23 protein-coding genes are annotated in these 21,188 nt (G+C 67.1%); 9 read left to right on the forward strand and 14 right to left on the reverse strand.

Features of this window, described 5'->3' with window-relative positions:
- The first annotated feature begins 103 nt into the window (after window positions 1–103).
- Window positions 104–451 carry a group II intron maturase-specific domain-containing protein gene (locus ACH438_RS04255; protein ID WP_397001062.1) on the forward strand — a complete coding sequence of 116 codons (348 nt, stop codon included), beginning with the start codon at window positions 104–106 and terminating at the stop codon, window positions 449–451.
- 137 nt (window positions 452–588) lie between these two features.
- Here the strand turns inward: ACH438_RS04255 and ACH438_RS04260 are convergent, their stop codons facing one another.
- A complete protein-coding gene (locus ACH438_RS04260; protein ID WP_397001064.1) occupies window positions 589–2,091 on the reverse strand; it encodes an APC family permease in 1,503 nt (500 codons plus the stop codon).
- 126 nt (window positions 2,092–2,217) lie between these two features.
- Between ACH438_RS04260 and ACH438_RS04265 the strand changes: the two genes are divergently transcribed.
- Genes ACH438_RS04265 through ACH438_RS04275 form a run of 3 tightly spaced genes read left to right on the forward strand, consistent with a single transcriptional unit; the run spans window position 2,218 to window position 5,334 of the window.
- Window positions 2,218–2,832, forward strand: coding sequence for a TetR/AcrR family transcriptional regulator C-terminal domain-containing protein (locus tag ACH438_RS04265; RefSeq protein WP_397001066.1), 615 nt, complete (start codon window positions 2,218–2,220; stop codon window positions 2,830–2,832).
- A gap of 52 nt (window positions 2,833–2,884) precedes the next feature.
- Complete coding sequence (locus ACH438_RS04270) at window positions 2,885–4,159, forward strand: MFS transporter (RefSeq protein WP_397001068.1); 1,275 nt, start codon at window positions 2,885–2,887, stop codon at window positions 4,157–4,159.
- The gene (locus ACH438_RS04275) at window positions 4,156–5,334 is read left to right on the forward strand and encodes a 4-hydroxybenzoate 3-monooxygenase (protein WP_397001070.1); all 1,179 of its coding nucleotides are present in this window, start codon (window positions 4,156–4,158) and stop codon (window positions 5,332–5,334) included. The genes ACH438_RS04270 and ACH438_RS04275 overlap by 4 nt, the downstream gene beginning before the upstream one ends.
- Window positions 5,335–5,340: 6 nt before the next feature.
- Here ACH438_RS04275 and ACH438_RS04280 read toward each other — a convergent pair whose 3' ends face one another.
- The 12 genes from ACH438_RS04280 to ACH438_RS04335 all read right to left on the reverse strand — a co-directional run bounded on the left by ACH438_RS04280 (window position 5,341) and on the right by ACH438_RS04335 (window position 15,409).
- Entirely contained in the window at window positions 5,341–6,168 is an 828-nt protein-coding gene (locus ACH438_RS04280; RefSeq protein WP_397001073.1) for an IclR family transcriptional regulator, read from the reverse strand.
- An 11-nt stretch (window positions 6,169–6,179) separates the two neighbouring features.
- Window positions 6,180–6,578 carry a 4-carboxymuconolactone decarboxylase gene (pcaC, locus tag ACH438_RS04285; protein WP_397001075.1) on the reverse strand — a complete coding sequence of 133 codons (399 nt, stop codon included), beginning with the start codon at window positions 6,576–6,578 and terminating at the stop codon, window positions 6,180–6,182.
- Window positions 6,575–7,375 (reverse strand): 3-oxoadipate enol-lactonase, encoded by an 801-nt coding sequence (gene pcaD / locus ACH438_RS04290; RefSeq protein WP_397001077.1) that lies wholly within the window; start codon window positions 7,373–7,375, stop codon window positions 6,575–6,577. The genes pcaC and pcaD overlap by 4 nt, the downstream gene beginning before the upstream one ends.
- Complete coding sequence (pcaB, locus tag ACH438_RS04295; RefSeq protein ID WP_397001079.1) at window positions 7,372–8,724, reverse strand: 3-carboxy-cis,cis-muconate cycloisomerase; 1,353 nt, start codon at window positions 8,722–8,724, stop codon at window positions 7,372–7,374. Before pcaB ends, pcaD begins: the two co-directional genes overlap by 4 nt.
- Window positions 8,717–9,259 (reverse strand): protocatechuate 3,4-dioxygenase subunit alpha, encoded by a 543-nt coding sequence (pcaG, locus tag ACH438_RS04300; protein WP_397001081.1) that lies wholly within the window; start codon window positions 9,257–9,259, stop codon window positions 8,717–8,719. The genes pcaB and pcaG overlap by 8 nt, the downstream gene beginning before the upstream one ends.
- On the reverse strand, window positions 9,252–9,968 hold the full coding sequence (gene pcaH / locus ACH438_RS04305; protein WP_397001083.1) for a protocatechuate 3,4-dioxygenase subunit beta: 717 nt from the start codon (window positions 9,966–9,968) through the stop codon (window positions 9,252–9,254). Before pcaH ends, pcaG begins: the two co-directional genes overlap by 8 nt.
- A complete protein-coding gene (locus ACH438_RS04310; RefSeq protein WP_397001085.1) occupies window positions 9,965–10,747 on the reverse strand; it encodes a CoA-transferase subunit beta in 783 nt (260 codons plus the stop codon). The genes pcaH and ACH438_RS04310 overlap by 4 nt, the downstream gene beginning before the upstream one ends.
- Window positions 10,744–11,568, reverse strand: a complete 825-nt coding sequence (locus ACH438_RS04315) for a CoA transferase subunit A (protein ID WP_397001087.1) — start codon at window positions 11,566–11,568, stop codon at window positions 10,744–10,746. Before ACH438_RS04315 ends, ACH438_RS04310 begins: the two co-directional genes overlap by 4 nt.
- 127 nt (window positions 11,569–11,695) lie before the next feature.
- Window positions 11,696–12,277 carry a Uma2 family endonuclease gene (locus tag ACH438_RS04320; RefSeq protein WP_397001089.1) on the reverse strand — a complete coding sequence of 194 codons (582 nt, stop codon included), beginning with the start codon at window positions 12,275–12,277 and terminating at the stop codon, window positions 11,696–11,698.
- 157 nt (window positions 12,278–12,434) lie between these two features.
- On the reverse strand, window positions 12,435–13,856 hold the full coding sequence (locus ACH438_RS04325; protein ID WP_397001091.1) for an MFS transporter: 1,422 nt from the start codon (window positions 13,854–13,856) through the stop codon (window positions 12,435–12,437).
- A 115-nt stretch (window positions 13,857–13,971) separates the two neighbouring features.
- Window positions 13,972–14,340, reverse strand: a complete 369-nt coding sequence (locus ACH438_RS04330) for a nuclear transport factor 2 family protein (protein ID WP_397001093.1) — start codon at window positions 14,338–14,340, stop codon at window positions 13,972–13,974.
- A gap of 76 nt (window positions 14,341–14,416) precedes the next feature.
- The gene (locus ACH438_RS04335; protein ID WP_397001095.1) at window positions 14,417–15,409 is read right to left on the reverse strand and encodes an Lrp/AsnC family transcriptional regulator; all 993 of its coding nucleotides are present in this window, start codon (window positions 15,407–15,409) and stop codon (window positions 14,417–14,419) included.
- Between the two features lie 115 nt (window positions 15,410–15,524).
- Between ACH438_RS04335 and ACH438_RS04340 the strand changes: the two genes are divergently transcribed.
- The 4 genes from ACH438_RS04340 (at window position 15,525) to ACH438_RS04355 (ending at window position 19,204) form a co-directional block, all read left to right on the forward strand.
- Window positions 15,525–16,967, forward strand: a complete 1,443-nt coding sequence (locus ACH438_RS04340; RefSeq protein WP_397001097.1) for an FAD-dependent monooxygenase — start codon at window positions 15,525–15,527, stop codon at window positions 16,965–16,967.
- A gap of 109 nt (window positions 16,968–17,076) precedes the next feature.
- Window positions 17,077–17,574, forward strand: a complete 498-nt coding sequence (locus tag ACH438_RS04345; RefSeq protein ID WP_397001099.1) for a pyridoxamine 5'-phosphate oxidase family protein — start codon at window positions 17,077–17,079, stop codon at window positions 17,572–17,574.
- A gap of 47 nt (window positions 17,575–17,621) precedes the next feature.
- Window positions 17,622–18,029: a YciI family protein gene (locus ACH438_RS04350; protein ID WP_397001101.1), complete on the forward strand. Its 408-nt coding sequence runs from the start codon at window positions 17,622–17,624 to the stop codon at window positions 18,027–18,029.
- Complete coding sequence (locus ACH438_RS04355; protein WP_397001103.1) at window positions 18,026–19,204, forward strand: RNA polymerase sigma factor; 1,179 nt, start codon at window positions 18,026–18,028, stop codon at window positions 19,202–19,204. The genes ACH438_RS04350 and ACH438_RS04355 overlap by 4 nt, the downstream gene beginning before the upstream one ends.
- On the opposite strand, the gene ACH438_RS04360 is transcribed toward ACH438_RS04355, so the two are convergent.
- Window positions 19,157–20,071, reverse strand: coding sequence for a LysR substrate-binding domain-containing protein (locus ACH438_RS04360; RefSeq protein ID WP_397001105.1), 915 nt, complete (start codon window positions 20,069–20,071; stop codon window positions 19,157–19,159). The genes ACH438_RS04355 and ACH438_RS04360 overlap by 48 nt on opposite strands.
- 87 nt (window positions 20,072–20,158) lie before the next feature.
- Here ACH438_RS04360 and ACH438_RS04365 point away from each other — a divergent pair, with 87 nt between their 5' ends.
- Complete coding sequence (locus ACH438_RS04365; RefSeq protein WP_397001107.1) at window positions 20,159–21,142, forward strand: NADP-dependent oxidoreductase; 984 nt, start codon at window positions 20,159–20,161, stop codon at window positions 21,140–21,142.
- The last annotated feature ends 46 nt before the right edge of the window (window positions 21,143–21,188 follow it).

The raw sequence follows: 21,188 nt of genomic DNA on the forward strand, positions 1-21,188 counted from the left end.
GGGTGTCGTTGTTCTCGGCTTTCTTCTTCGGCTGGTGCGGTCGCGGGGTGTCACTGGTAGGCGCGGTGTGGTGTTTCTGGCTCGCTGGCCCAGTGATCGGGCGATGCGACGAGCACGGGACCGGATCGCCGAGCTGACGAGGCGGTCCCGGTTGTTGTTGCCGGTCGAGGAAGTGGTGAAAGACCTCAACAGGTTCCTGCGCGGATGGACCGGATATTTCCGTTACGGTCACAGCGCTACCCGCTTCAAATTGATCGAGACACACGCTCGTCTGCGACTTGCCCTGTTCATCGGTAAGAAGCACAAACGCGGCCGTGGCTTCGGCTGGACCGCGATGTGTCACTCGCCGGATGGATGTGGGCTGGTGGACCTGACCGGGACTGTCGTGGCACCCAGGGCGAACAAGCCCTGGCGGGAGAAACCGAATACCGGCGGTGAACGGCGTAGGTAAGCCGTGTGCGGGAGAACCGCATGCACGGTTTGAGGCGGCGGGAGCTGGAGAGGTGACTGCCTGACCACGGGCATCAGGGGACGCACAACCGACCGGGAAACCGGCGGCACGAAGGCCCTGGGTCCTACCGTCAGAGATCATTCGCTACTCCAGTTCCCGACCCGACCGCTGGTTTCCTCGGAGGTGGTGATCGGAGTGCTGTCGCCGAAACCGGCATAGACGTCGGGGCGTCGGCGTCGAAGCCACAGCGCCAGTGCGCCGCCGGCCAGCAGTGCGATCGGCACGAGACCCACGATCAGTGCATTGATCCGGCCTGTCGTGCCGGTCAGCAGGTCGATGTGCGCGATGAGCAGGTAGGTCGCGCCGCCCAGCAGGATCGTGGACGCGATCCCGGCGGCCAAGGCGATCGGGGTGCTCGCCGCCGGATTGCGGCGCAGGAAGTAGACGACGGCCGCGGCCGCGGTGAACGTCTGCAGGACCAGCAATCCCACCACGCCGGGAGTGTTCCCCCACAGCAGCAGTCGCGTGTACGGGTCGGCCCCCGCGGCGGCGAAGGCGGCGATCACGATCACCGCGAGCACGGTCTGGATCACCGAGATCCGGTAGGGCGAGCGATAGCGGGGATGGGTCTTGCCGAACCAGGCCGGCAGCACGCCGTCATCAGCCAGGGCGTGCGCGTAGCGGGTGATCGCATTGTGGAAGGCGAGCTGCGCGGCGAACACGCTCGTGATGATCAGCAGGTGCATCACCGTTGCGGCCCAAGGTCCTACATAACTGCGGATGACGGAGAAAAACAGCCCCGACAGATCGTTTTGCGCCGCCGCGACCGCATTGCCCTGCCCGAAGGCCTGAATCACCGACCATACGATGAAGCAGTAGAAGATCCCCATGAATCCGACGGCCAGATAGGTGGCGCGGGGGACCGTGCGCTCCGGATCCCGGGCCTCACGCCGGTAGAGCACGGTCGATTCGAAGCCCATGAACGCCGCGAAACAGATCCCCAGCACCCCGGCCATGCCGGGCGTGAACACGGCCGACGGGGTGAACGAACCGAAGCCGATACCCGTGGCCCCGCCCTTGACGACCACGCGGATTGCCATCAACCCCAGGATCCCCGATTCCAGGACCAGCAGCACACCGAGTACTTTCGCGCCGATATCGATGCCGAGCCGCGCGACCAGCAGGACCGCGGCGACCGCCGCGAAGGCGATGATCGGCCACGGCAGCGTGAAGCCGAAGAGATCGGAGAGCGTCTGATTGGTCTGCGTCGCGAACAGGCCGTACACGCCGATCTGCAGTGCGTTGTAGGAGACCAGGGCCAGCACCGCGGCGGCGATGCCCCAGCCGCGGCCGAGGCCGAGGGCGATATAGGCGTAGAACGCGCCGGCATTGCCGACGTGCCGGGTCATCCGGGTGAACGCGACCGCGAAGACGGCCAGTGCCAGGCCCGCGGCCAGGTAGCCGGTCGGGGCGCCGATGCCGCCGATCGAAATGGCCAGCGGTGCAACGCCTGCCATGACGGTCAGTGGTGCGGCGGCCGCGACCACCATGAACACCAGGCTGCCGGTCCCGAGGACGCCGCGCTCGAGTTCGTTGTTGCCGGTCCGACCGGCGGATGGCGTGCTGGGATTTTCGACCATGAGATCGTTCTTTCGATCCGCGACGCTTAAGTGAACGTCATTCGGTTAAGAGCTGGGCGCCACGCTACCTCGAGAAACGCGGATTCAGTGTGTAGTCAACATATTTGTAACGAATACGGTGGAGACATGGTTGTTAAGCGACGGAATCGGTTACTGAGCCTCGAGTCGATACTCGATGCGGCCCTCGCCTGCATCGACGAATCCGGCCGTCTGACAATGGCCGAACTCGCTACGCGGCTCGGCACCAGCCCGTCCTCGGTCTATCACCACCTGCCCGGCCGCGGCGCGATCATCGAAGCGCTGCGCGAACGGGTCGGGGCCACAATCGATTCGCCCGCGCCGGACGATCACGACTGGACCGGCGCGATCTCGGGCTGGATGCACGCCTACCGCCGGGCCATGGCCGCACATCCCAATCTGATCCCGCTGCTCATCGCGCAGCCGATGACCTCCGAATCGGGCCTGCGCAGCTACGACCGGGTCGCCGGCCTGCTGGCCAGGGCCGGTGTGGCCGGGGCCGATATCGTCCCGTGGATCACGGCGCTCGACTCGTTCGCCCTGGGTTCGGCATTCGATCTCACGGCGCCGGATCAGCCCTGGGTCGTCGCCGATCGCGCCGACCTGCCCGCGCTCAGCGCTGCGGTGACGGCGGGACCGGCCGGTCGCCGGCGGGCCGATGCCGCCTTCGAATTGGGGTTGGCGGCCTTGCTCGAAGGGGTGTCGCGAAGCGCTGAAGCGTAATTCGGCGTCTTGACATGCGCATTGGGCGGTGACTACCGTCACATCGAACAATATGCGCACAGCTGTGCGCTATGCGAACAGATTGTCGATGATGCGCAAACTGCTTTCCTGGCCGGCCGCACTGTGCTGGCTCACCGTGCTGCTGGACGGCTACGACCTCGTCGTGCTCGGTGCGGCCATCCCGACCCTCATCGAGCACCACCACCTCGGATTCACCGCTGCCCGGGCCACATTCGCGGCGACGATCTCGCTGGTCGGCGTGGCGATCGGCGCGGCCGGATCGGGACCGCTCGCCGATCGGTTCGGCCGCCGCAGCGTGCTGCTCGCCTCGATCGCACTGTTCTCGGTGTTCACCACGGCGCTTCCGCTCGCCGGTTCGGTTGCCGTGTTCGGCGCGTTCCGGCTGTTGGCGGGGCTCGGGCTCGGGTCGTGCATGCCGACGGCGCTGACCCTCATGGCCGAGCACATGCCCGCCTCCCGGCGTGCGTTCGCCAGCACGATCACCATGACCGGCTATCACACCGGCGCCGTGATCACGTCGCTCATCGCGTTGCGGTTGATCCCGCACTGGCAGCCGCTGTTCTATGCGGGCGGCGTGGCGGGTCTGCTCTTGCTGCCGGTCATGTGGGCGAAACTGCCCGAATCCGAGGCGTATCTGGCGCGGCGGACCGCACCCAACCGGGTCCGGCCGACGGTATTGCTGCAGCGGCCGTATCTGCGTGTGACACTGGGGGTTTGGGTCGGATCGTTCATGGGACTGCTGCTGGTGTACGGCCTCAACACCTGGTTGCCGAAGCTGATGCGCGATGCGGGATACAACATGTCGACCTCGCTGACACTGCTGCTGGTGCTCAATATCGGCGCGATCATCGGGCTGCTCATCGCCGGCGCGCTCGCCGATCGGCAGGGCATCAAACAGACGGCGCTGGTGTGGTTCGGTGCGGGTGCCGTATTGCTGGCATTGCTGAGCGTCCAGGTATCGAGCAGTCTGCTGCTGGATGCGCTGGTGCTGGTTACCGGGGTCTTCGTGTTCTCCGCGCAGGTGCTCGTCTATGCCTATGTCACGCAGGCGTATCCGGCGGAGGTGCGGGCGACCGCGCTCGGGCTGGCGGCGTCCGTGGGGCGGCTCGGTGCGATTCTCGGGCCGACCATTACCGGCTGGCTCATTGTCGCGGGGTCGGCGAATCCGTGGGGGTTCTACTTCTTCGCCGTGGTGGCGGCTTGCGGGTTGCTCGCCATGGCGATCGTGCCGCGCCTGGCGGCCGCCGGTCGGCCCACGGTCGCTGAGCACGGCGCGCTCGATACGTCGAAAGGCTATGTGGCATGAGGACTCTCCGTACCCGGGTCGCCATTGTCGGGGCCGGTCCGGCCGGGCTGATGCTCTCGCATCTGCTGCATCGATCCGGGATCGAGTCCGTTGTCGTCGACCATCGCACGCACGAGCAGATCGCCACCACGATCCGGGCGGGCATCCTCGAGGCCGGGTCGGTGCGGTTGCTGGTGGACTCGGGCGTCTCGGATCGGGTTGTCACCGAAGGGGATCGGCACGACGGGGTCGTACTGCGGTTCGACGACGAGAACCATCGCATCGACTTCCAGGACCTGGTGGGCGAATCGGTGTGGCTGTATCCGCAGACCGATGTGTTCCTCGATCTCGCCGCGCGTCGCAAGGCCGATGGGGGAGACGTGCGCTACGGGGTTTCGGATACCGCCGTCGACATCGGCGATCGACCGGCGATGACGTTCACCGACTCCGACGGTGTCGCAACGCGTGTCGAGGCGGAACTACTGATCGGCGCGGACGGGTCGCATTCGATCTGCCGCCGGGCCATTCCGCCGGGCATTCGCACCGAGTGGTTCCGGGAATATCCGTTCGCGTGGTTCGGATTCCTCGCGGAAGCGCCGCAATCGCATCCGGAACTGATCTACACCCGCTCAGCGCACGGGTTCGCGCTGATCAGCCAGCGGACACCGGCCATGCAGCGCATGTACTTCCAATGCTCACCCGACGAGCGCGTCGAGGACTGGAGCGAGGATCGAATCTGGGCGGAGATGCGGAAGCGGGTCAACGGCAACGGATTCGAACTGAACGAAGGGCCGATCAGCGGCGCGATGGTATTGCCGTTCCGGTCGTTCGTCACCGCGCCCATGCGGCACGGCCGGATGCTGCTGGCCGGGGATGCGGCCCATACCGTCCCGCCGACCGGCGCCAAAGGCCTGAATCTCGCACTCGCGGACGTGCGGGTACTGCATGAGGTGATCACCGAGTTCCTCGCGGACGGAGATGAGGATGTGCTCGGCGTCTATACCGATCGGGCCCTCGACCGGGTGTGGAAGGCCCAGCACTTCTCGTACTGGATGACGACCATGCTGCACAGTGCCGCAGGCGCGACCGCATTCGATATCGAGCGGCAGCGCGGTGAATTGTCCCTGATTACCGGGTCGCGCCACGGTGCGGCCTACCTCGCGGAAGCTTATACGGGGTGGCAGCACTCGAAATGAGCGCGATCAACCCAGGCGGGCTATCGGCGCCGCGCCGGCCAGATCGTGCTCGATCCGCCCGGCGGCGGCGAGCAGTCGCGGAACCAGTTGCGTCCGAATGGAATCCATGTCCTGCCGGGTGGCATGGGTGGAGATATTGATGGCCGCGATCACCGTGCCCGATTGGTCGCGCACCGGTGCGGCGAGCGAGCGCAGGCCCGCCTCCAGCTCCTGATCGACGATCGAATAACCCTGGTTACGAACGGTTTCCAGCTCCGCACGCAAGGCATCGGGGTCGGTGAGAGTGTGCGAGGTGAGCGGGGCCAGCGCCGTCGCGGCGAGATAGGCGTCCAGTTGCGGCGCGGTCAAGCCGGCCAGCAGCACATGGCCCATGGAGGTGGCGTACGCCGGGAACCGGGTGCCGATATTGATGCTGACCGTCATGATCCGGGAAGCGGCGACGCGGGCGACGTACACGATATCGGCGCCGTCGAGCACGGACACCGAACTGGACTCGTGCACCTCGGTGGAGAGCTGCTCCAGATGTGGTTGCGCCACTTCGGGCAGCGTCATGCTCGACAGATACGAGTAACCGAGCTCCAGCACCTTGGCGGCCAGCGTGAAGTGCTTGCCGTCGGTGCGGACGTAACCGAGATCGGCGAGAGTGAGCAGGAACCGGCGGGCCGCAGCCCGGGTGAGACCGGTCCGGCGGGCCACATCGGAGAGCGTCAGCTGCGGGTGCTGGGCATCGAAGGCCTTGATGACGGCCAGCCCGCGCTCGAGGGACTGCACATGATGCGCGCCGCGTTTGACGTCGTCCTGGTCGGCCGCGCCGTCGAGCTCGTCGCTCGCCATCCTCGTCCTCCTCACTCCTGTGCCGTCCGGGCCGCGTCATCGCCCAGCTCGGCCAGCACACGCTGCCCGATGGCGAATGCGGCATTCGCCGCGGGCACACCAGCATAGGCGCCGGTATGCAGCAGCACCTCGGCGATCTCGGCGGCCGTGAGGCCATTGCCGATCGCGGCCCGCACATGCATGGCGATCTCCTCGTGCCGGCCGAGGGCGGTGAGCACCGCCAGCGTGATGCAGCTGCGGGTGCGCCGGTCCAGGCCGTCACGGGTCCAGATCGAACCCCAGACGGCCTCGGTGATGTACTCCTGGAACGGGCGAGTGAACTCGGTGGTCGCCGCTACCGCGCGGTCGACATGCGCGTCGCCGAGCACCTCACGACGGACGGCCATGCCCTGTTCGGCTCGCTCGTTCATGGATGGTCCTTCAGGTGTCGGAGGATCAGGTCATTGATGACAGCGGGCTGTTCGGCACTGGCCAGATGTGCTCCCGGAGAGACGATTTCGAACTTCGCCCCGGGGATCGCGGTGGCTGTGCGCCGGCCGTGTGGTGGTGGCGTTGCGGGGTCCTCGGCGCCGGAGATGACCAGCGTCGGTGTGGTGATTCCCGGCAGTCCCGTGGCGATGTCCATCGTCTCGATCGCGGCGCAGCATGCCGCGTACCCTTCGGAAGGCGTTGCCGCGACCATCTTTTCGTAGTCGCGAGTCCGTTCGGGGTTGGCGGCGAGCCAGGACGGAGTGAACCAGCGCTGCACGACCGACTGCGAAATCGCCTGAATCCCCTCGGCCCTGACCAACCGCGCCCGCTCGGACCACCCGCTGGGCGGACCGAGCTCGGCGGATGTGCAACATAAGGTCAGGGTGCGCAGCCGCTCGGGTGCTTGCTCGGCGAGCCACATGCCGATCATGCCGCCGAGGGACAACCCGACGAAATCCGCGGCCGCAATATCGAGCCGGTCGAGCAAGGCAAGGACATCACTGCCCAGATCGGCGAGCGTGTAAGGCCCCGGCGGTACCGGCGAATCGCCGTGCCCGCGCAGGTCATAGCGGATGACGCGGTACCCGGCTCCTGTCAATGCCGCGAGCTGTGGCTCCCACATCCGCAGATCACTACCCAGCGATCCGCTCAATACGATGGGCCGCCCTCCGCGCGGGCCGTCCTCGACATACCGCACGGCGACGGAGCTCGCTCGGCGCGAGTGGACTCGGTTCACGACTGTGCCTTCCAGTCGTCCAGTGTTCGCCGGATGAATTCGTCTGCCGAGCCGAGATAGCCTGCGGGGTCGAGCAATTCGGCCAGCCGTCTGCGTTCCAGATATTGCCCGATCAGCGGATCGTCCGCGAGCAGCTCGACGAGTTCACCGCAGTCGGCGAGGGCTGCTCGGCAGCAGGCTGCCACGGCATCGCCCGCTGTCTGTCTGCCGACCGCTCCTTGCGAGGCCGACACCAGTTCGATCGCCACATTCTCGGCCAGCAGTAGCCCGCCGGTGCGCTCGAGGTTCGACCGCATGCGTTCCGGATCGACGCGCAGCCGTTCCAGACTGATCACCAGCCAGTGCACCGCGGATCCGGTGGTGCGCAATAACTCCGATAATGGCCGCCACTCCGCGTGCCAGGCCCCGGCCGCTCGTTGATGCTCGTGTGCCGAGGCACCGAGTAGTGCGGCGACCAATCCTGGCGCCGGACCGGCCGAGCCGGCGGCCAGCACCGCGGCGACCGGGTTGCGTTTGTGTGGCATGGTCGATGAGCCGCCGGTGCCTGCGGGTCCGAGTTCGACAACCTCGCCGATCTCGGTCTGGGCGAGCAGGGTGATATCGCGGGCGATCTTCGCGACTGCGCCGCAGGTCTGGCCCAAAGCCGTTGCCGCCTCGGCGATTCGGCTGCGTTCGGTGTGCCACGGTAGTACCGGTTCGGTCAGTTCGAGCCGCTGGGCGATGCCGCTGAGGACGCGTATTCCATTGTCGCCCAATGCCGCGAGTGTTCCGACGGCGCCGCCGAATTGGACGGCCAGGCGGTCGCGCCGGATCGCGTTGAGCCGGGATTGCGCCGCGGTGATACCGCTGAGCCAGCCGGCTGCGGTCAATCCGAATGTCACGGGTGGCGCCTGCTGGAGCAGACTCCGGCCGGGCATGACCGTGTAGGCATGTTCCTCGGCCAGTCCGGCCAGGAGGGCGGCGGCCGAGCGCAGTTCGGTGCGCAGGGCGTCGAAACTTCGTGCGGTCACCAGCATTGCGGCGGTGTCGGACACGTCCTGACTGGTCGCGCCGAGATGCACGTAGGCGGCCGCCTGCGGTGTGACGCGCGTGGTGAGGGCGCGGACCAGGGGGCCGGCCGGGTTGCCGATATCGACTGCGCGGGAACCTATTTCAGCGATGCCGTAGTCATCGGCCCGGCATTGGCGGGCGATCTCCTCGGCGGCCGCGGTCGGTATCACGCCGGCGTCGGCGGAGGCCAAGGCGAGTGCGCCCTCGAAATCCAGCATGGCCTGCACCCAGGCGCGATCGCTGACCTGCCCGGCGACCGGTCCGGCCGCGAGCACGGCGTCGAACAGTCCGTCAGACATCGAAGAACACCGTCTCGGAGTCGCCCTGTAGGTGCACATCGAAAACATATCCGTCGTTGCCGCGCGCGGCGATCAGCGTGCCGCGACGCTCCGGCGGAACAGCGGCCAGTACCGGATCGGTGCGGTGCCGGTCGGCGTGCTCGGGGAAGTAGACGCGGGTGACCACCCGGTGCAGCAAGCCGCGGGCGAAGACCGACATGTCGATGTGCGGGGCCTGCAGGCCGTCGTCCACGTCGCCGGGAACGACCGTGTGGAGCGCGAATTCGCTGCTGCGGGTGTCGCTGCGGGCGAAACCGCGGAAGCCGGGCCGGACCGGGCGGCTGCCGGGATGGTCGAAGTGGCCGTCCGGGTCCGCCTGCCAGATCTCGACCAGGGCGTCGTCGATCACCGCGCCGGCGCCGTCGAGTACCCGGCCGCGGAGCCAGCACGCGCCCTCGGTGCCCAGCGGTACGGCGTAGGGTCCGTCGTCCCAGATCAGGCCGATGTGCAGGAATGGCCCGACGGTCTGCGACGGGGTGGTCGGCAGGCTAGTCATCGTGGTCGTCCTCGTCGGTCTCGAAGGGAGTCGCCTCGCGGCCGCGCAGGACGAGGTCGAACTCGAAGGCCAGGGCTCGTGCGGGTTCGGTGCGTTCGTAATCGAAGCGGCTGATCAGCAGTTTCCTGGCAGGCTCGGGTACGGCTTGGAAGATCGGGTCCTGGAAGAACATCGGATCATCGGGGAAGTACATCTGCGTGACCAGTCGCTGGGTGAACGCCAGTCCGAACACGGAGAAGTGGATGTGCGCCGGGCGCCAGGCGTTGTGGTGATTGCGCCACGGGTAGGCGCCGGGCTTGATGGTGGTGAACTCGTAGCGGCCTTCGCTGTCGGTGAGGGTCCGGCCGGCGCCGTCGAAGTTCGGGTCCAGTGCGGAATCCCAGCGATCGCGGTCGTGGCGGTAGCGCCCGCCCGCATTGGCCTGCCAGATCTCGACGAGCGAATTCGGGATGGGTTTGCCGTCACCGTCGAGGAGCCTGCCGTGCACGATGATTCGCTGCCCGATGGGTTCGCCGCGATGCTGGGCGGTGAGATCGTTGTCCTTCGTTCCGATCCGGCCCTCGCCGAGGACGGGGCCGGTGAGTTCCGTGAGTCGTTGCGGCAGTAGGACCAGCGGATGGCCGGGATGTCGGAGCGCGGTGGAGACGTAGGCGGGGGAGTCCAGCGGTGGGTGCGTGTCCGCGGGATCGCGGCGGTAGGCGTTGCTCATGACGCCGCCTGCAAGGCCCGGAGCGCCGATAGTTCGGCGGTGGTCGGTGGCTCGGTGACCGTGCGGTCGTCCGCGACCCGTAGGTCCCAGCCGGTCGCTTCGCGTACCTGGTTCACGGTGACGCCGGGATGCGTTGCGGCAAGGACCAATTCACCGTCGGGGTCAGGACGCATGACTCCGAGATCGGTGATGACCAGGGTCGGGCCCGCACCTCGCAGGCCCAGCGCGGCGCGTTCCCCGCGGCCCCGCCCGTGCCCGAAGGAGGTGATGAAATCGACCTGCTCGACGAACGAGCGCCGCGACTGCCGGACCACGACGAACACCTCACCGCAGGAAGCGGCGATCTCTGGCGCCCCGCCCGCGCCGGGCAGCCGGACCCGCGGGTGCGCGTAGTCGCCGACGACGGTGGTGTTGATATTGCCGAACCGGTCCAGCTGTGCGGCGCCGAGGAATCCGATATCGATGCGGCCCGGCTGCAGCCAGTAGTTGAACACCTCGGGCACGCTGATCACGGCGTCGGCGGTCTCGGCGAGAATGCCGTCGCCGATCGACGCGGGCAGGCGATCCGGCTTGGAACCCAGCGTGCCCGACTCGTAGACGAGCACCAGATCGGGCGCGTGGGTGGTGCGGGCCAGGTTGGCCGCGGTCGACGGCAGGCCGATTCCGACGAAACACCGCTTGTCTCCGCGCAATGCCCGCGCGGCGGCGATGGTCATCATCTCATCGGCGGTGTATGTGCTTGTGCCGGTGGTGGTTTCGAGCGGCTGGGCGGCGGTCATGCGTTGTTCCCGACGGCAGAGGCGAATACGTTTTCATGCAACCAGTTGTCGAAGGTGTCACGGTCGCGGCTGATCGCATCCCAGGCGGCGTAATAGGCATTGTCACGCTCCGAGTAGCCCTGCGCGTACGACGGATGCGCCCCACCGGGCACTTCGGCGACCGCGGTCACCGCCCAAGCGGGCAACACGATCGCGCCCGGAACAGGTTCGAGCGTGTCCACGATCTCCTCGACCGTAACCAGACTCCGCCGCGCCGCCAGCACGGCCTCCTTCTGCACCCCCAGCAACCCCCACAACTGCACGTTCCCTGCCCGATCGGCCCGCTGCGCATGAATCACGGTGACATCGGGATTCAACGCCGGCACCGCCGTCAACTGCTCACCGGTGAAAGGGCACACGATCGGCTTGATGGTGTCCGTCACCGTGGCCAAATCCGTCCCGACATACCCCCGCAACACCGCGAACGGCACCCCCGAAGCCCCCGCGACATACCGATTGGCCATCCCCGCATGACTGTGTTCCTCGATCTCCAACGCCCCCGGCCACCCACACTCCACCGCATCCCGAAACCGATGCAACGACCCCACCCCAGGATTCCCGCCCCACGAGAAGACCAACTTCCGAGCGCACCCCGCCCCGATCATCTGGTCATAAACGATGTCAGGCGTCATCCGCACCAACGTCAACCCCCGCCGCCCCTGCCGAATGATCTCCTGCCCCGCCGCCACCGGAATCAAATGCGTAAACCCCTCCAGCGCAACAACATCCCCATCATGAACAAGCCGCGCAATCGCCTCCGTCAACCCCGATACCTTGCCCACATCACTCCAATGTTCGCATAGTGAACGTCTGTGCTCATTATGAACACCGCTCCGGGGGTGGGTCAACCAAAACAAAAGAGCAGGCCATCAGCTTTCGGCTGATGGCCTGCTCCAGGGGACTTCGGGTCTACTGCACCCAGTGCTTCAGCGGCTCGGTGTCCAGCGTGACGTTCACCGGCTCCGGAAGTTCGACAACAGCGCCGAAAGGCACGGTCAGGATGCGGTGATACCGAGCGTCCCGGGGATCGCTGTAGACGGTTACCTCGCACGTCTCGCGATCGATCAGCAGGTAGACGGGGATTCCGGTGTCCGCGTAGGCCCGCGGCTTCTCCTGCCGGTCGCGGCGTTCGGTGTCCTGATCGTCCGAGGTGACTTCGACCGCCAACAGGACGGGTGCCGGATCGGCCCATTCCCCTTGGCCGACAAAAGCATCCGCATCGGCGAGCACACCGTCCGGCCTGGCTCGGCCTTTGCGATACCGTTCGATCCGGAGCCCCTGCTCCGGGCTGAGGAACAGATCCGGGCGGACGGTCATGAAGATGCGGATCAGCCATTGGATGATTCGATTGTGATCCCCGTCCGGCACCGCCTTGGCCCCCAGCTTCCCGTCGACGAACTCGAGCCTCACACCTTCCGCAATGCGATCGGCCGCACGAGCGAGTTCCTCGAACTCCTCGATCGTCATGAGTGACTCATGCACGGCGGTCATGTCCTCACGGTAGGGGGCCGCTTTCGGGCGACGGAAGCAAACGCGTAGACACGGCCAGAATATCGTCGATAGCTGGGCGGGTCGCGTGCGCAGGTAATGCGCGTGTCGACCCCGGTCACCTGTAGGGGTGACCGGGGTCGAAACTGTTCGGGCCGATTCAGTTTTCGGAGGTCAGCTTGGGGAGGAGTTGGACCAGGGCTGCGGACAGGACGCAGAGTGCGATCATCGGGAGCAGGCTCCAGACGAAGGCCGAGCCGAGGCCGCCGGTGAGGTGGTTATAGAAGAGGATTCCTACTACGGCGATGCCGAGGGCGCCGCCGACCTGGTTCGCGGTGGAGAGGACGCCGCCGGCGGAGGCGGCGTGGTGGATGGAGACTCGGGCCAGGACGGTGCCGGGGAGGGGGACCATCGCCAGGCCCATGCCGGCGCCGACGATGATCAGGCCGGGGATCAGCAGGGAGATCGATTCGGTGGTGGCCGGGATGAGGAGGAGGAAGCCGAGGGCCTGGAGGACGGCGCCGACGGTGATCACCTGGCGGCCGAGCCGGACCGCGAGCTGCTCCGACAGTTTCGAGGTGAGCAGGTAGGGGGCGCCGATCGCCAGGAACAACAGGCCGGACGTCAGGGGCGAAAGGTGGCGGCCCTGTTGCAGATACAGCGCCAGGAAGAGGAAGAACGAGGCGACGCTCATCTGGTAGATCAGCGCGACCACCACACCCACCCGGAACGAACGCTCATGGAACAGGTCGGGATCCACCAGCGGCGAGGCGCCACGAGCGGCCAATCGTGTCTGGTACCAGGCGAATACCACCAGCAGCACGGCGGCGGTCGCCAGCGACAACCAGGTCCACAGCGGCCAGCCCTGCGAGGGACCCTGGATCAGCGGCAGCACCATGGCGACCAGCGCGGCGATGATCAGATCCACGCCGATCGGATCGAGCCGGGTACCGGCGGCGCCACGAGACTCGGGCACCATACGCCGCAGCAGTGCGAGAGCGACCACGCCCACCGGCACATTGATCCAGTAGATGGTGCGCCAGCCGAGGCCGAACAGGTCGGCCTGAATCAGCGCGCCGCCGATCAACTGGCCGAAGACCGCGGCCAGGCCCATGGTCGCGCCGTAGGCGGCGAAGGCGCGGGCCTGCCGGGCGCCGGTGAACACGACGGTGATGATGCCGAGCACCTGCGGCATGAGCAGCGCCATACCAGCGCCCTGCACGACCCGTGCGGCGATCAGTTCACCCGCACCACCGGCGAGGGCGCACACGGCGGAAGCCAGTGTGAATACCGCCATTCCGATCCCGTAGAGGCGGCGCCGGCCGTACATGTCGCCGAGGCGTCCGCCGGTGATCAGGCCGGCCGCGACGGCCAGGCCGTAACCCGCGACGATCCACTGCGTGGCGGCATTACCGATATGCAGATCGGACTGCGTGTCCGGGATCGCGACATTGACGATGAAGAAATCGAGGGTGGCCACGAAAATACCGGCGAGCAGGATGAGCAGGGTGCCCAGCGACGCCTGGTCGGCCTCGGGCCGGGTTGATGCGGCGGAGGGCCGCTGAAGGGTCGGTGATGACATGACGAAATGTCCTAGCGATCGATGGACAGTGTCCCGTGAACTGCCGCAGGTGATTCGGTGGAGCCCGGTGGGAAACCCGCACGCGCCGTGCGGGTTTCCCACCGGAAGAGCGGGCTCAGGCGCCGGCGGGCACCTTGTCGAGGAAGCCGTTGACCCGGACGATCCGCCCGTCCGCGGCGAGCTCCGCGACATCGAAGCCGACGATCAGCGGCTCCGCGCCCGGCTGTCCGAGATTCCAGGTGAACCGGGCGATATTGTGGTGCGCGTCGACGGCCCCGCCGCGGCTGAATTCCAGTCCGGCGAACTGGCCCTGCACCGCCGCGATGGTGGCGGCCAGGTCGGCGTGCCCCTGCACCGCGGCCAGCGGGTCGACGTACTCGGCGTCCTCGGTGAACACCTCGGCGACCAGTTCCGCGCGGCGGGCCGGGTCGGTGGCGTTCCAGGCGTCCAGGTAGCGGTCGACCAGCTCGTTGATGTCGCTCATGGTGTTTCTCCTTCGTGGTTCCGTACTTGCTGACCACAAAGTTATTGAGCTTCGACCGGGGCGGAATCTGTCGTACTTAGGTACTGACGACTTGTACGCCGGCGTGGATCCGATTCGCGGCTTGTTTGAGGGTTTTGATCACCGGCGCGGTCTCCATGTGCGTGATGGCGGGGAGGGCGGCGACGCGGGTGGTGAGATAGCGGTAGAGCTCGCGCTGATCAGCGCAGATGGCTGTCGCGTAGAGGTTGGTCGGGCCGGTTGTGGCTGCGGCGAAGGCGATTTCGGGATGGCGGGCCAGGGCGGCTCCGGCCTCCTCCAGGTGTGCGGGGGCTACCGAGAGCCAGAGCAGGGTGCGGGTGCCGCGGCCGAGTAGCCGCCAGTCGATGTCGAGATCCAGGTACAGGACACGGTGTTCGCGCAGTTCGGTCATGCGGCGGCGGACCGTGGTGGGCGACCAGCCGGTTACCGCGGCCAGCTGCTCGATGGTTGCGCGGCCGTCGTCGGCGAGGGTGGCGAGCAGTGTGCGGTCGGCGTCGTCGAGGTGGACGGGGCCCGGCCTTTCCGGCATCGGGGGTGGGCGCAGCCGCGCGATCTCCTCGGGTTGCAAGGCACCGACTTTGGCGATCAGGCTGTCGGATCCGCCGTAGAAGTTGTGCATTACGGAATGCGCGGTGACGCCCTCTACGCGGGAGGTGCGGGGGAGTTTGGCGAGGAGCAGTGTCTCGCTGTCGGTTTCGTTCTCGGTGCGGACGGCGCAGGTGATCTCGGTGCCGCCCGAGCAGAGGCTCACCCAGGAGGTGTCGGGGCGCCGGGACAGTGCTTCGGCGATCGGGACCGCGGCGGCGGGTGCGCAACGCACCCGCAGGAACCAGGTCGTCGCGCCGAGTGCTGTCGGGTCGACGCCGCCGATCACTCGTACCGCCCCGACCGACAACAAGCGCGTGTAGCGGCGGGCGATGGTGCGATCCGACACGCCGAGAACTTCCGCGATTGCGCTGAATGCGGCCCTGCCGTCGATCTGCAAGGCGTGCAGGAGACGGTGATCCAGCTCGTCGGTGTCGAATTCCACTGTGTAGACGGTAATCAGTGTCAGGTATCGGCACAATAGGGCCGGTTTGTGGCTCGGCGCCCCCGGTGAGCGCAGCGTTGCTGGTGTTCCGATCGACGCGAAAAGGGGAAATGCAATGGACACAGACGTTCTCATCATCGGCGCCGGCCCGACCGGTATGACCTTGGCCAACGAACTCCGAGTAGCCGGGGTATCGACGGTGCTGGTCGACAAGCTCGCGGCGCGCAGCATGTTGTCCAAAGCGGGTGGCGTGCAGTCCCGCACCCAGGAAGCCTTCGATCAGCGCGGTCTGCTGGAACCGTTGCTGGCCACCGGAAATCACCAGATCAGCACCGCGCACTTCGCCGGCATCCCGCTCCCGCTCACCCGCGACCGGCATCGTCAGCCGTGGCGGTCCATACCGCAGGTCGTGGTCGAGGGCGTGCTCGAAGACCACCTGGCCGCCCACGACATCCACGTCCGCCGCAACCACGAACTGATCGCCCTCACCCAGAACGACAAGTCCGTGACCGCGACCTTCGCAGACGGCGTCGTCATCGAGGCCGGGTATGTCGTTGCCGCCGATGGTGCCCACAGCACGGTGCGATCACTCCTGCACGCCGAATTCCCTGGCAGCCCCGGCACAGTCACCGTGGTCGCCGCCGATGTCCGCTTGGACGGCGACGCCCCCGCGCTGAGCCACAGTTGGAGCGATGACGGCCACTGGGCCCAGATCTTCCCACTCGGCACCGACCCCGAAGGCCGGCCCCTCCACCGCCTAGCCCTCGGCGGCCCCGGCCGCTCCCTCTCCCGCGAGGTCCCGGTCACCGAAGACGAGATCCGCGCAGGCCTCAGCAGCGTATTCGGTTCGCAGGTAAAACTTCTCGAACTCCGCTACGCCCGCCGCATCACCAACGCCGCCCGCCAGGCCGCCCGATACCGCCACGGCCGAGTCTTCCTGGCCGGCGACGCCGCCCACGTCCATCTCCCCATCGGCGCCCAAGGCATGAACACCGGCATCCAAGACGCCCTCAACCTGGGTTGGAAACTCGCCGCCGCAGTGAACAATTGGGCCCCCGCCCACCTCCTCGACACCTACCACACCGAACGCCACCCGGTAGCCGCCGCCGTCCTCCGCAACGTCCAAGCCCAAAGCCTCCTCATGGACTGGGAAGGCACCCGAGCCCCCGACATAACCGCCGCCAAATCCCTCTTCGCCTCCCTCGCCACCCTCCCCGAAGTCCAATACCACCTCGACGACACCCTCTCCGGCATGGGCATCCGCTACCCCTTCCCCGCCACCCACCCCAGCACCGGCCTCCCCGCCCCCAACCTCCCAATCGGCCCCACCCACCTCAACACCCTCCTCCACCCCGCCCGCCCCCTCCTCCTGGACCCAACAAACACTCTCGCCGAAACCGCCGCCCCCTGGTCCCCCCTCCTAACCCGCATAACCCACCCCACCCCCCACGCCCCCATGCTCATCCGCCCCGACGGCTACATAGCCTGGACCACCGACCCCACCCACAACACCGACCCCCTCGAACCCGCCCTCACCCACTGGTTCGGCAAGCCCTGACGCGGAACTTGGAGATTTGTTGGGGTGGGACTGTCGAGAACGGGTGGGTGGCTCCGTCCCAGGGGTGAGGAGCCGGACGGGGCTCCGTGACATCGATTGAGGAGTGGGTATGGGACCGGACGAGATTGCTGGGATTTTGGGGCTGCCGATCAGTCGGGAGTTGTTGGGGCGGGATCTGTTGCGGATGGCGTATGTGGCGAAGGATGGGTCGCCTAGGAACATTCCGATTGCGTTTACCTGGAACGGGTCAGCAGTCGTTGTTTGTACCAGTAAGAATGCTCCGAAGTTGGCTTCGCTCAGGGGGAATCCCGAGGTGGCGTTGACTATTGATACCGAGGTGCATCCGCCGAAGATTCTGCTTATTCGGGGGCGGGCGGAGTTGGATGTGGTGGAGGGGATTCCTGAGGAGTATTTGCGGATGAATGGAAGTTATGGGATGACTGCTGAGCAGCGGGTGGAGTGGGAGGCTGAGGTTCGGTCGTTGTATGACGGGATGGTTCGGGTTGTTATTACTCCTACTTGGGTGAAGTTGATCGACTTCGAGAACACCTTGCCTACGGCGGTCGAAGAGCTGATACGGGAGCGGGCTGCGCGGCAGGGTGCATGAAATCGATCGGACAGGCGAGGATGACACTGACTGAAGAGGAGAGAATCGTGACTAAGTATTTGCTGCTCAAGCACTATCGGGGGGCGCCGGCATCGGTGAACGACGTGCCGATGGATCAGTGGACGCCGGAGGAGATTTCGGCGCATGTGCAGTACATGCAGGACTTCGGTGCGCGGCTGGAGGAGAGTGGGGAGTTCGTCGAGCATCGGGCGCTTGCTCCGGGAGGCACGTTTGTGCGGTCGGATGGGGAGGGGCGGCCGCCGGTTACCGATGGGCCGTTCGCGGAGACGAAGGATCTGATCGCCGGGTGGACGATCATCGATGTCGAGAGTTATGAGCGGGCGCTCGAACTGGCGGGGGAGTTGTCGGCGGCGCCGGGGGCGGGTGGGAAGCCGGTGCAGGAGTGGCTGGAGATTCGGCCGTTCTTTTCGGGGTTGCCTACGGTGACCGAGTGAACGAATCCCTGTTGCGCGAACTCGTGCCGGCGGTGATCGGCGTCCTCGTTCGGCGGGGAGCGGACTTTGCCGCGGCCGAGGATGCGGTGCAGGAGGCCCTCATTCGGGCGTTGGAAGCGTGGGCGGATGATCCGCCGCGTGATGCCAAGGGCTGGCTCGTCGCGGCCGCTTGGCGCAAGTTCATCGATGCCATGCGTGCCGAAACATCGCGGCGGGGAAGGGAATTCGCAGTGGAGGTCGAGCCTCCCTCGGGTCCCGTTCCCGCCACGGATGATTCGCTGTGGCTGTATTTCCTGTGCGCGCACCCGTCCCTGCCCACGGGGTCGGCCGTCGCATTGACCTTGCGTGCTGTCGGTGGTCTCACGACTCGGCAGATAGCCACGGCTTACCTCGTCCCCGAAGCGACTATGGCGCAACGGATCAGCCGTGCCAAGCGGCGCATTGCAGGCCTGCCACTGGACCGCCCGGGTGATCTCGCGACGGTGCTGCGCGTTCTCTACCTCGTCTTCAACGAGGGCTACAGCGGTGATATCGACCTGGTGGCCGAAGCCATCCGGCTCACCCGCCAGCTCGCCGCCGCCACCGACGAGCCCGAAGTCGCGGGCCTGCTCGCCCTGATGCTGCTGCACCACGCCCGCCGTGCGTCTCGCACCGGCCTGGACGGTCGCCTGATACCCCTCGCCGAGCAGGATCGATCCCTTTGGGACACCACCCTTATCGCCGAGGGCGTCGACATTCTGCAAGCCGCGCTGGCCCGTGATCGCCTGGGCGAATACCAGGCCCAAGCCGCCATCGCCGCCCTGCACGCCGACGCCCGCAGCACCGCCGAGACGGACTGGGTCCAGATCGTCGAGTGGTATGACGAACTGCTGCTCCGCACCGATACCCCGGTGATCCGCTTGAACCGCGCGGTAGCGGTCGGCGAGGCCGACGGCCCGCGAGCCGGCCTGGCCGCCCTCGCCGACCTCGACCCGAACCTCCCGCGCCACACCGCAGTCCGCGCCTACCTAGTCGAACGAACCGGCGACCTCGAACAAGCCGCCACCCTCTACAGCGAAGCCTCCCGCACCGCCACCAACATCCCCGAGCGTGACCACCTCACCCGCGAAGCCGCCCGCATCCGGCAACTACTGCTCCCCGATGGGGTGGAGGGCGGATTTCAGTTGGGCTCTTAGCCAGTGGGATGCGGGGTCGTCGTTGAGGCGGCGGTGCCAGCGGGATTCGACTTCGGCTGGGGGGAGGGGGAAGGGGATGTTGTGGGAGCGGACGGGGATTCCGCGGTGGATCAGGTGTTGGGCCAGGATTTGGGGGAGGAGGGTGATGACGTCCTCCTCCAAGGCGATCAGGGCCGCTACGGCGTAGGAGGGGACAACCGCACTGACGGTGCGGGTGCGGCCTGCGCGGCGCAAGGCCTCGTCGAGAGGTCCGTGGGCTAAGCCTCGGCGGGAGGCGGAGATGTGGGGGTAGGCGCAGAGGGCGTCGACCGTCAGCTCGGGGGCACGGCCCAATTCGGAGTCGGCTGCTACCACGGCTACGAAGTGGTCGGTGAACAACGGTTCGGTGCAGACGTCGGGTGGGGGTGGGTCGGCTACGCCTACGTCCAGGTCGAGGGTGCCGTCTCGGAGGGGGTCGGCGGCTTCGGAGGCCTCAGGGGCGAAACGGAGTCGGACACCGGGAGCGCTGTCGGCGATCAGGCGGGTCAGGCGGGGTGCGAGTACGGGGACCAACGCGTCGTTGATGCGGATGGTGAAGGTGCGCTGCCAGGAGCGAGGGTCGTTGCTCGCGGGGTCGGAGCGGAGGGCGGCGGCATCGTTCAGGAGTGCTTTGACTTTGGGGGCGCTCTGGAGGGCGAACGGGGTTGGGACCAGGCCGCGGCCGGCGCGTACGAGGATCTGGTCGTTCATTGCTCGCCGTAGCCGGCCCAGGGCTCTGCTGGTCGCGGGGCCGGACAGGTGGAGGCGCTCGGCGGCCGCGGACACGCTTCCGGTGTCCATCAACGCGTCGAATACCCGCAGCAGATTGAGGTCCAACTGGTCGGCCATGAGCCCTCCTGACGATTGCGTTCAACGCAAACTCAGAGTGCAGAGATTGCAGTAGACATCATGTCACGTGCGGCCGAGACTGAATTCATGAGCAGCGCACAGGAATTGACAACCAAGGCCAGGGCCGTGCGGCCGACCGCATACGGGACACCGGACGTCCTCGCGATCGTTTCGACGCCCATACCGGAACCCGCTGCTGACGAGGTCGTCGTGCAGGTCCGCGCGGCCGGGGTCAACCCCATCGATTGGAAGCTCTACAGCGGCGCCTTCCACAAAGTGGACGACGAGCACAAGGACTCCGCCGGACTCGCCGACGACTTGCCCCAGCTCGGCCTGGAATGCGCGGGAGTCGTCACCGCGATCGGCGACGAGGTGCGGGGTATCGAGGTCGGCGACGAGGTCATCGTCTACCCCGTCACCGGCGCCTACGCCGACTACGTCACCGCCCCCGCGACCTCGCTGATCCCCAAGCCCGCCGATCTGGGCTGGCCCGAGGCGGGTTCACTGATGCTGGCCGGCACCACGGCCGCACATGCCCTGCACGCCGCCGGCGTGGGCGAGGGCGACACCCTGCTCGTCCACGGCGGCGCGGGCAGCGTCGGTTCGCTGGTCGTGCAATTGGCCGCAGCAGCAGGCGCAACCGTCATCGCCACCGCCAGCGCACGCAATCACGAACTGCTGCGCGACCTCGGCGCTATCCCGGTTACCTATGGCCCCGGGTTGCTCGACCGCGTGCGCGGCGCCGCCCCCGGGCCGGTCACCGCCGCAATCGATTGCGCCGGCGGCGACGAAGCCCTCGACGCCTCCTTGGAACTGGTATCCGATCGACAGCGCATCGCCTCGATCGTCGCCACCGACCGCCACGTCGCCGCCGGTATCAAGGCCCTCGGCTACGGCCCCGGCCAGGATGCGGGCACCGAGCTCCGCGAGGCCGCCCGCGCCGATCTGGCTTCCCGCGCAACCGAACTGCGCATTCTCATCAACGCTGTCTATCCCTTGTCCGAGGCGGCACAGGCCCACCGCGCCGGACTAGCCGGGCATGCTCCCGGCAAGCTCGTACTCGTCCCGTGACCGAGGGCCGTGTCAGGTCCGTGTCAGGGTGATGTCAGGTCGGCGG

Source organism: Nocardia sp. NPDC020380, assembly GCF_044386975.1.
Classification (GTDB): domain Bacteria; phylum Actinomycetota; class Actinomycetes; order Mycobacteriales; family Mycobacteriaceae; genus Nocardia.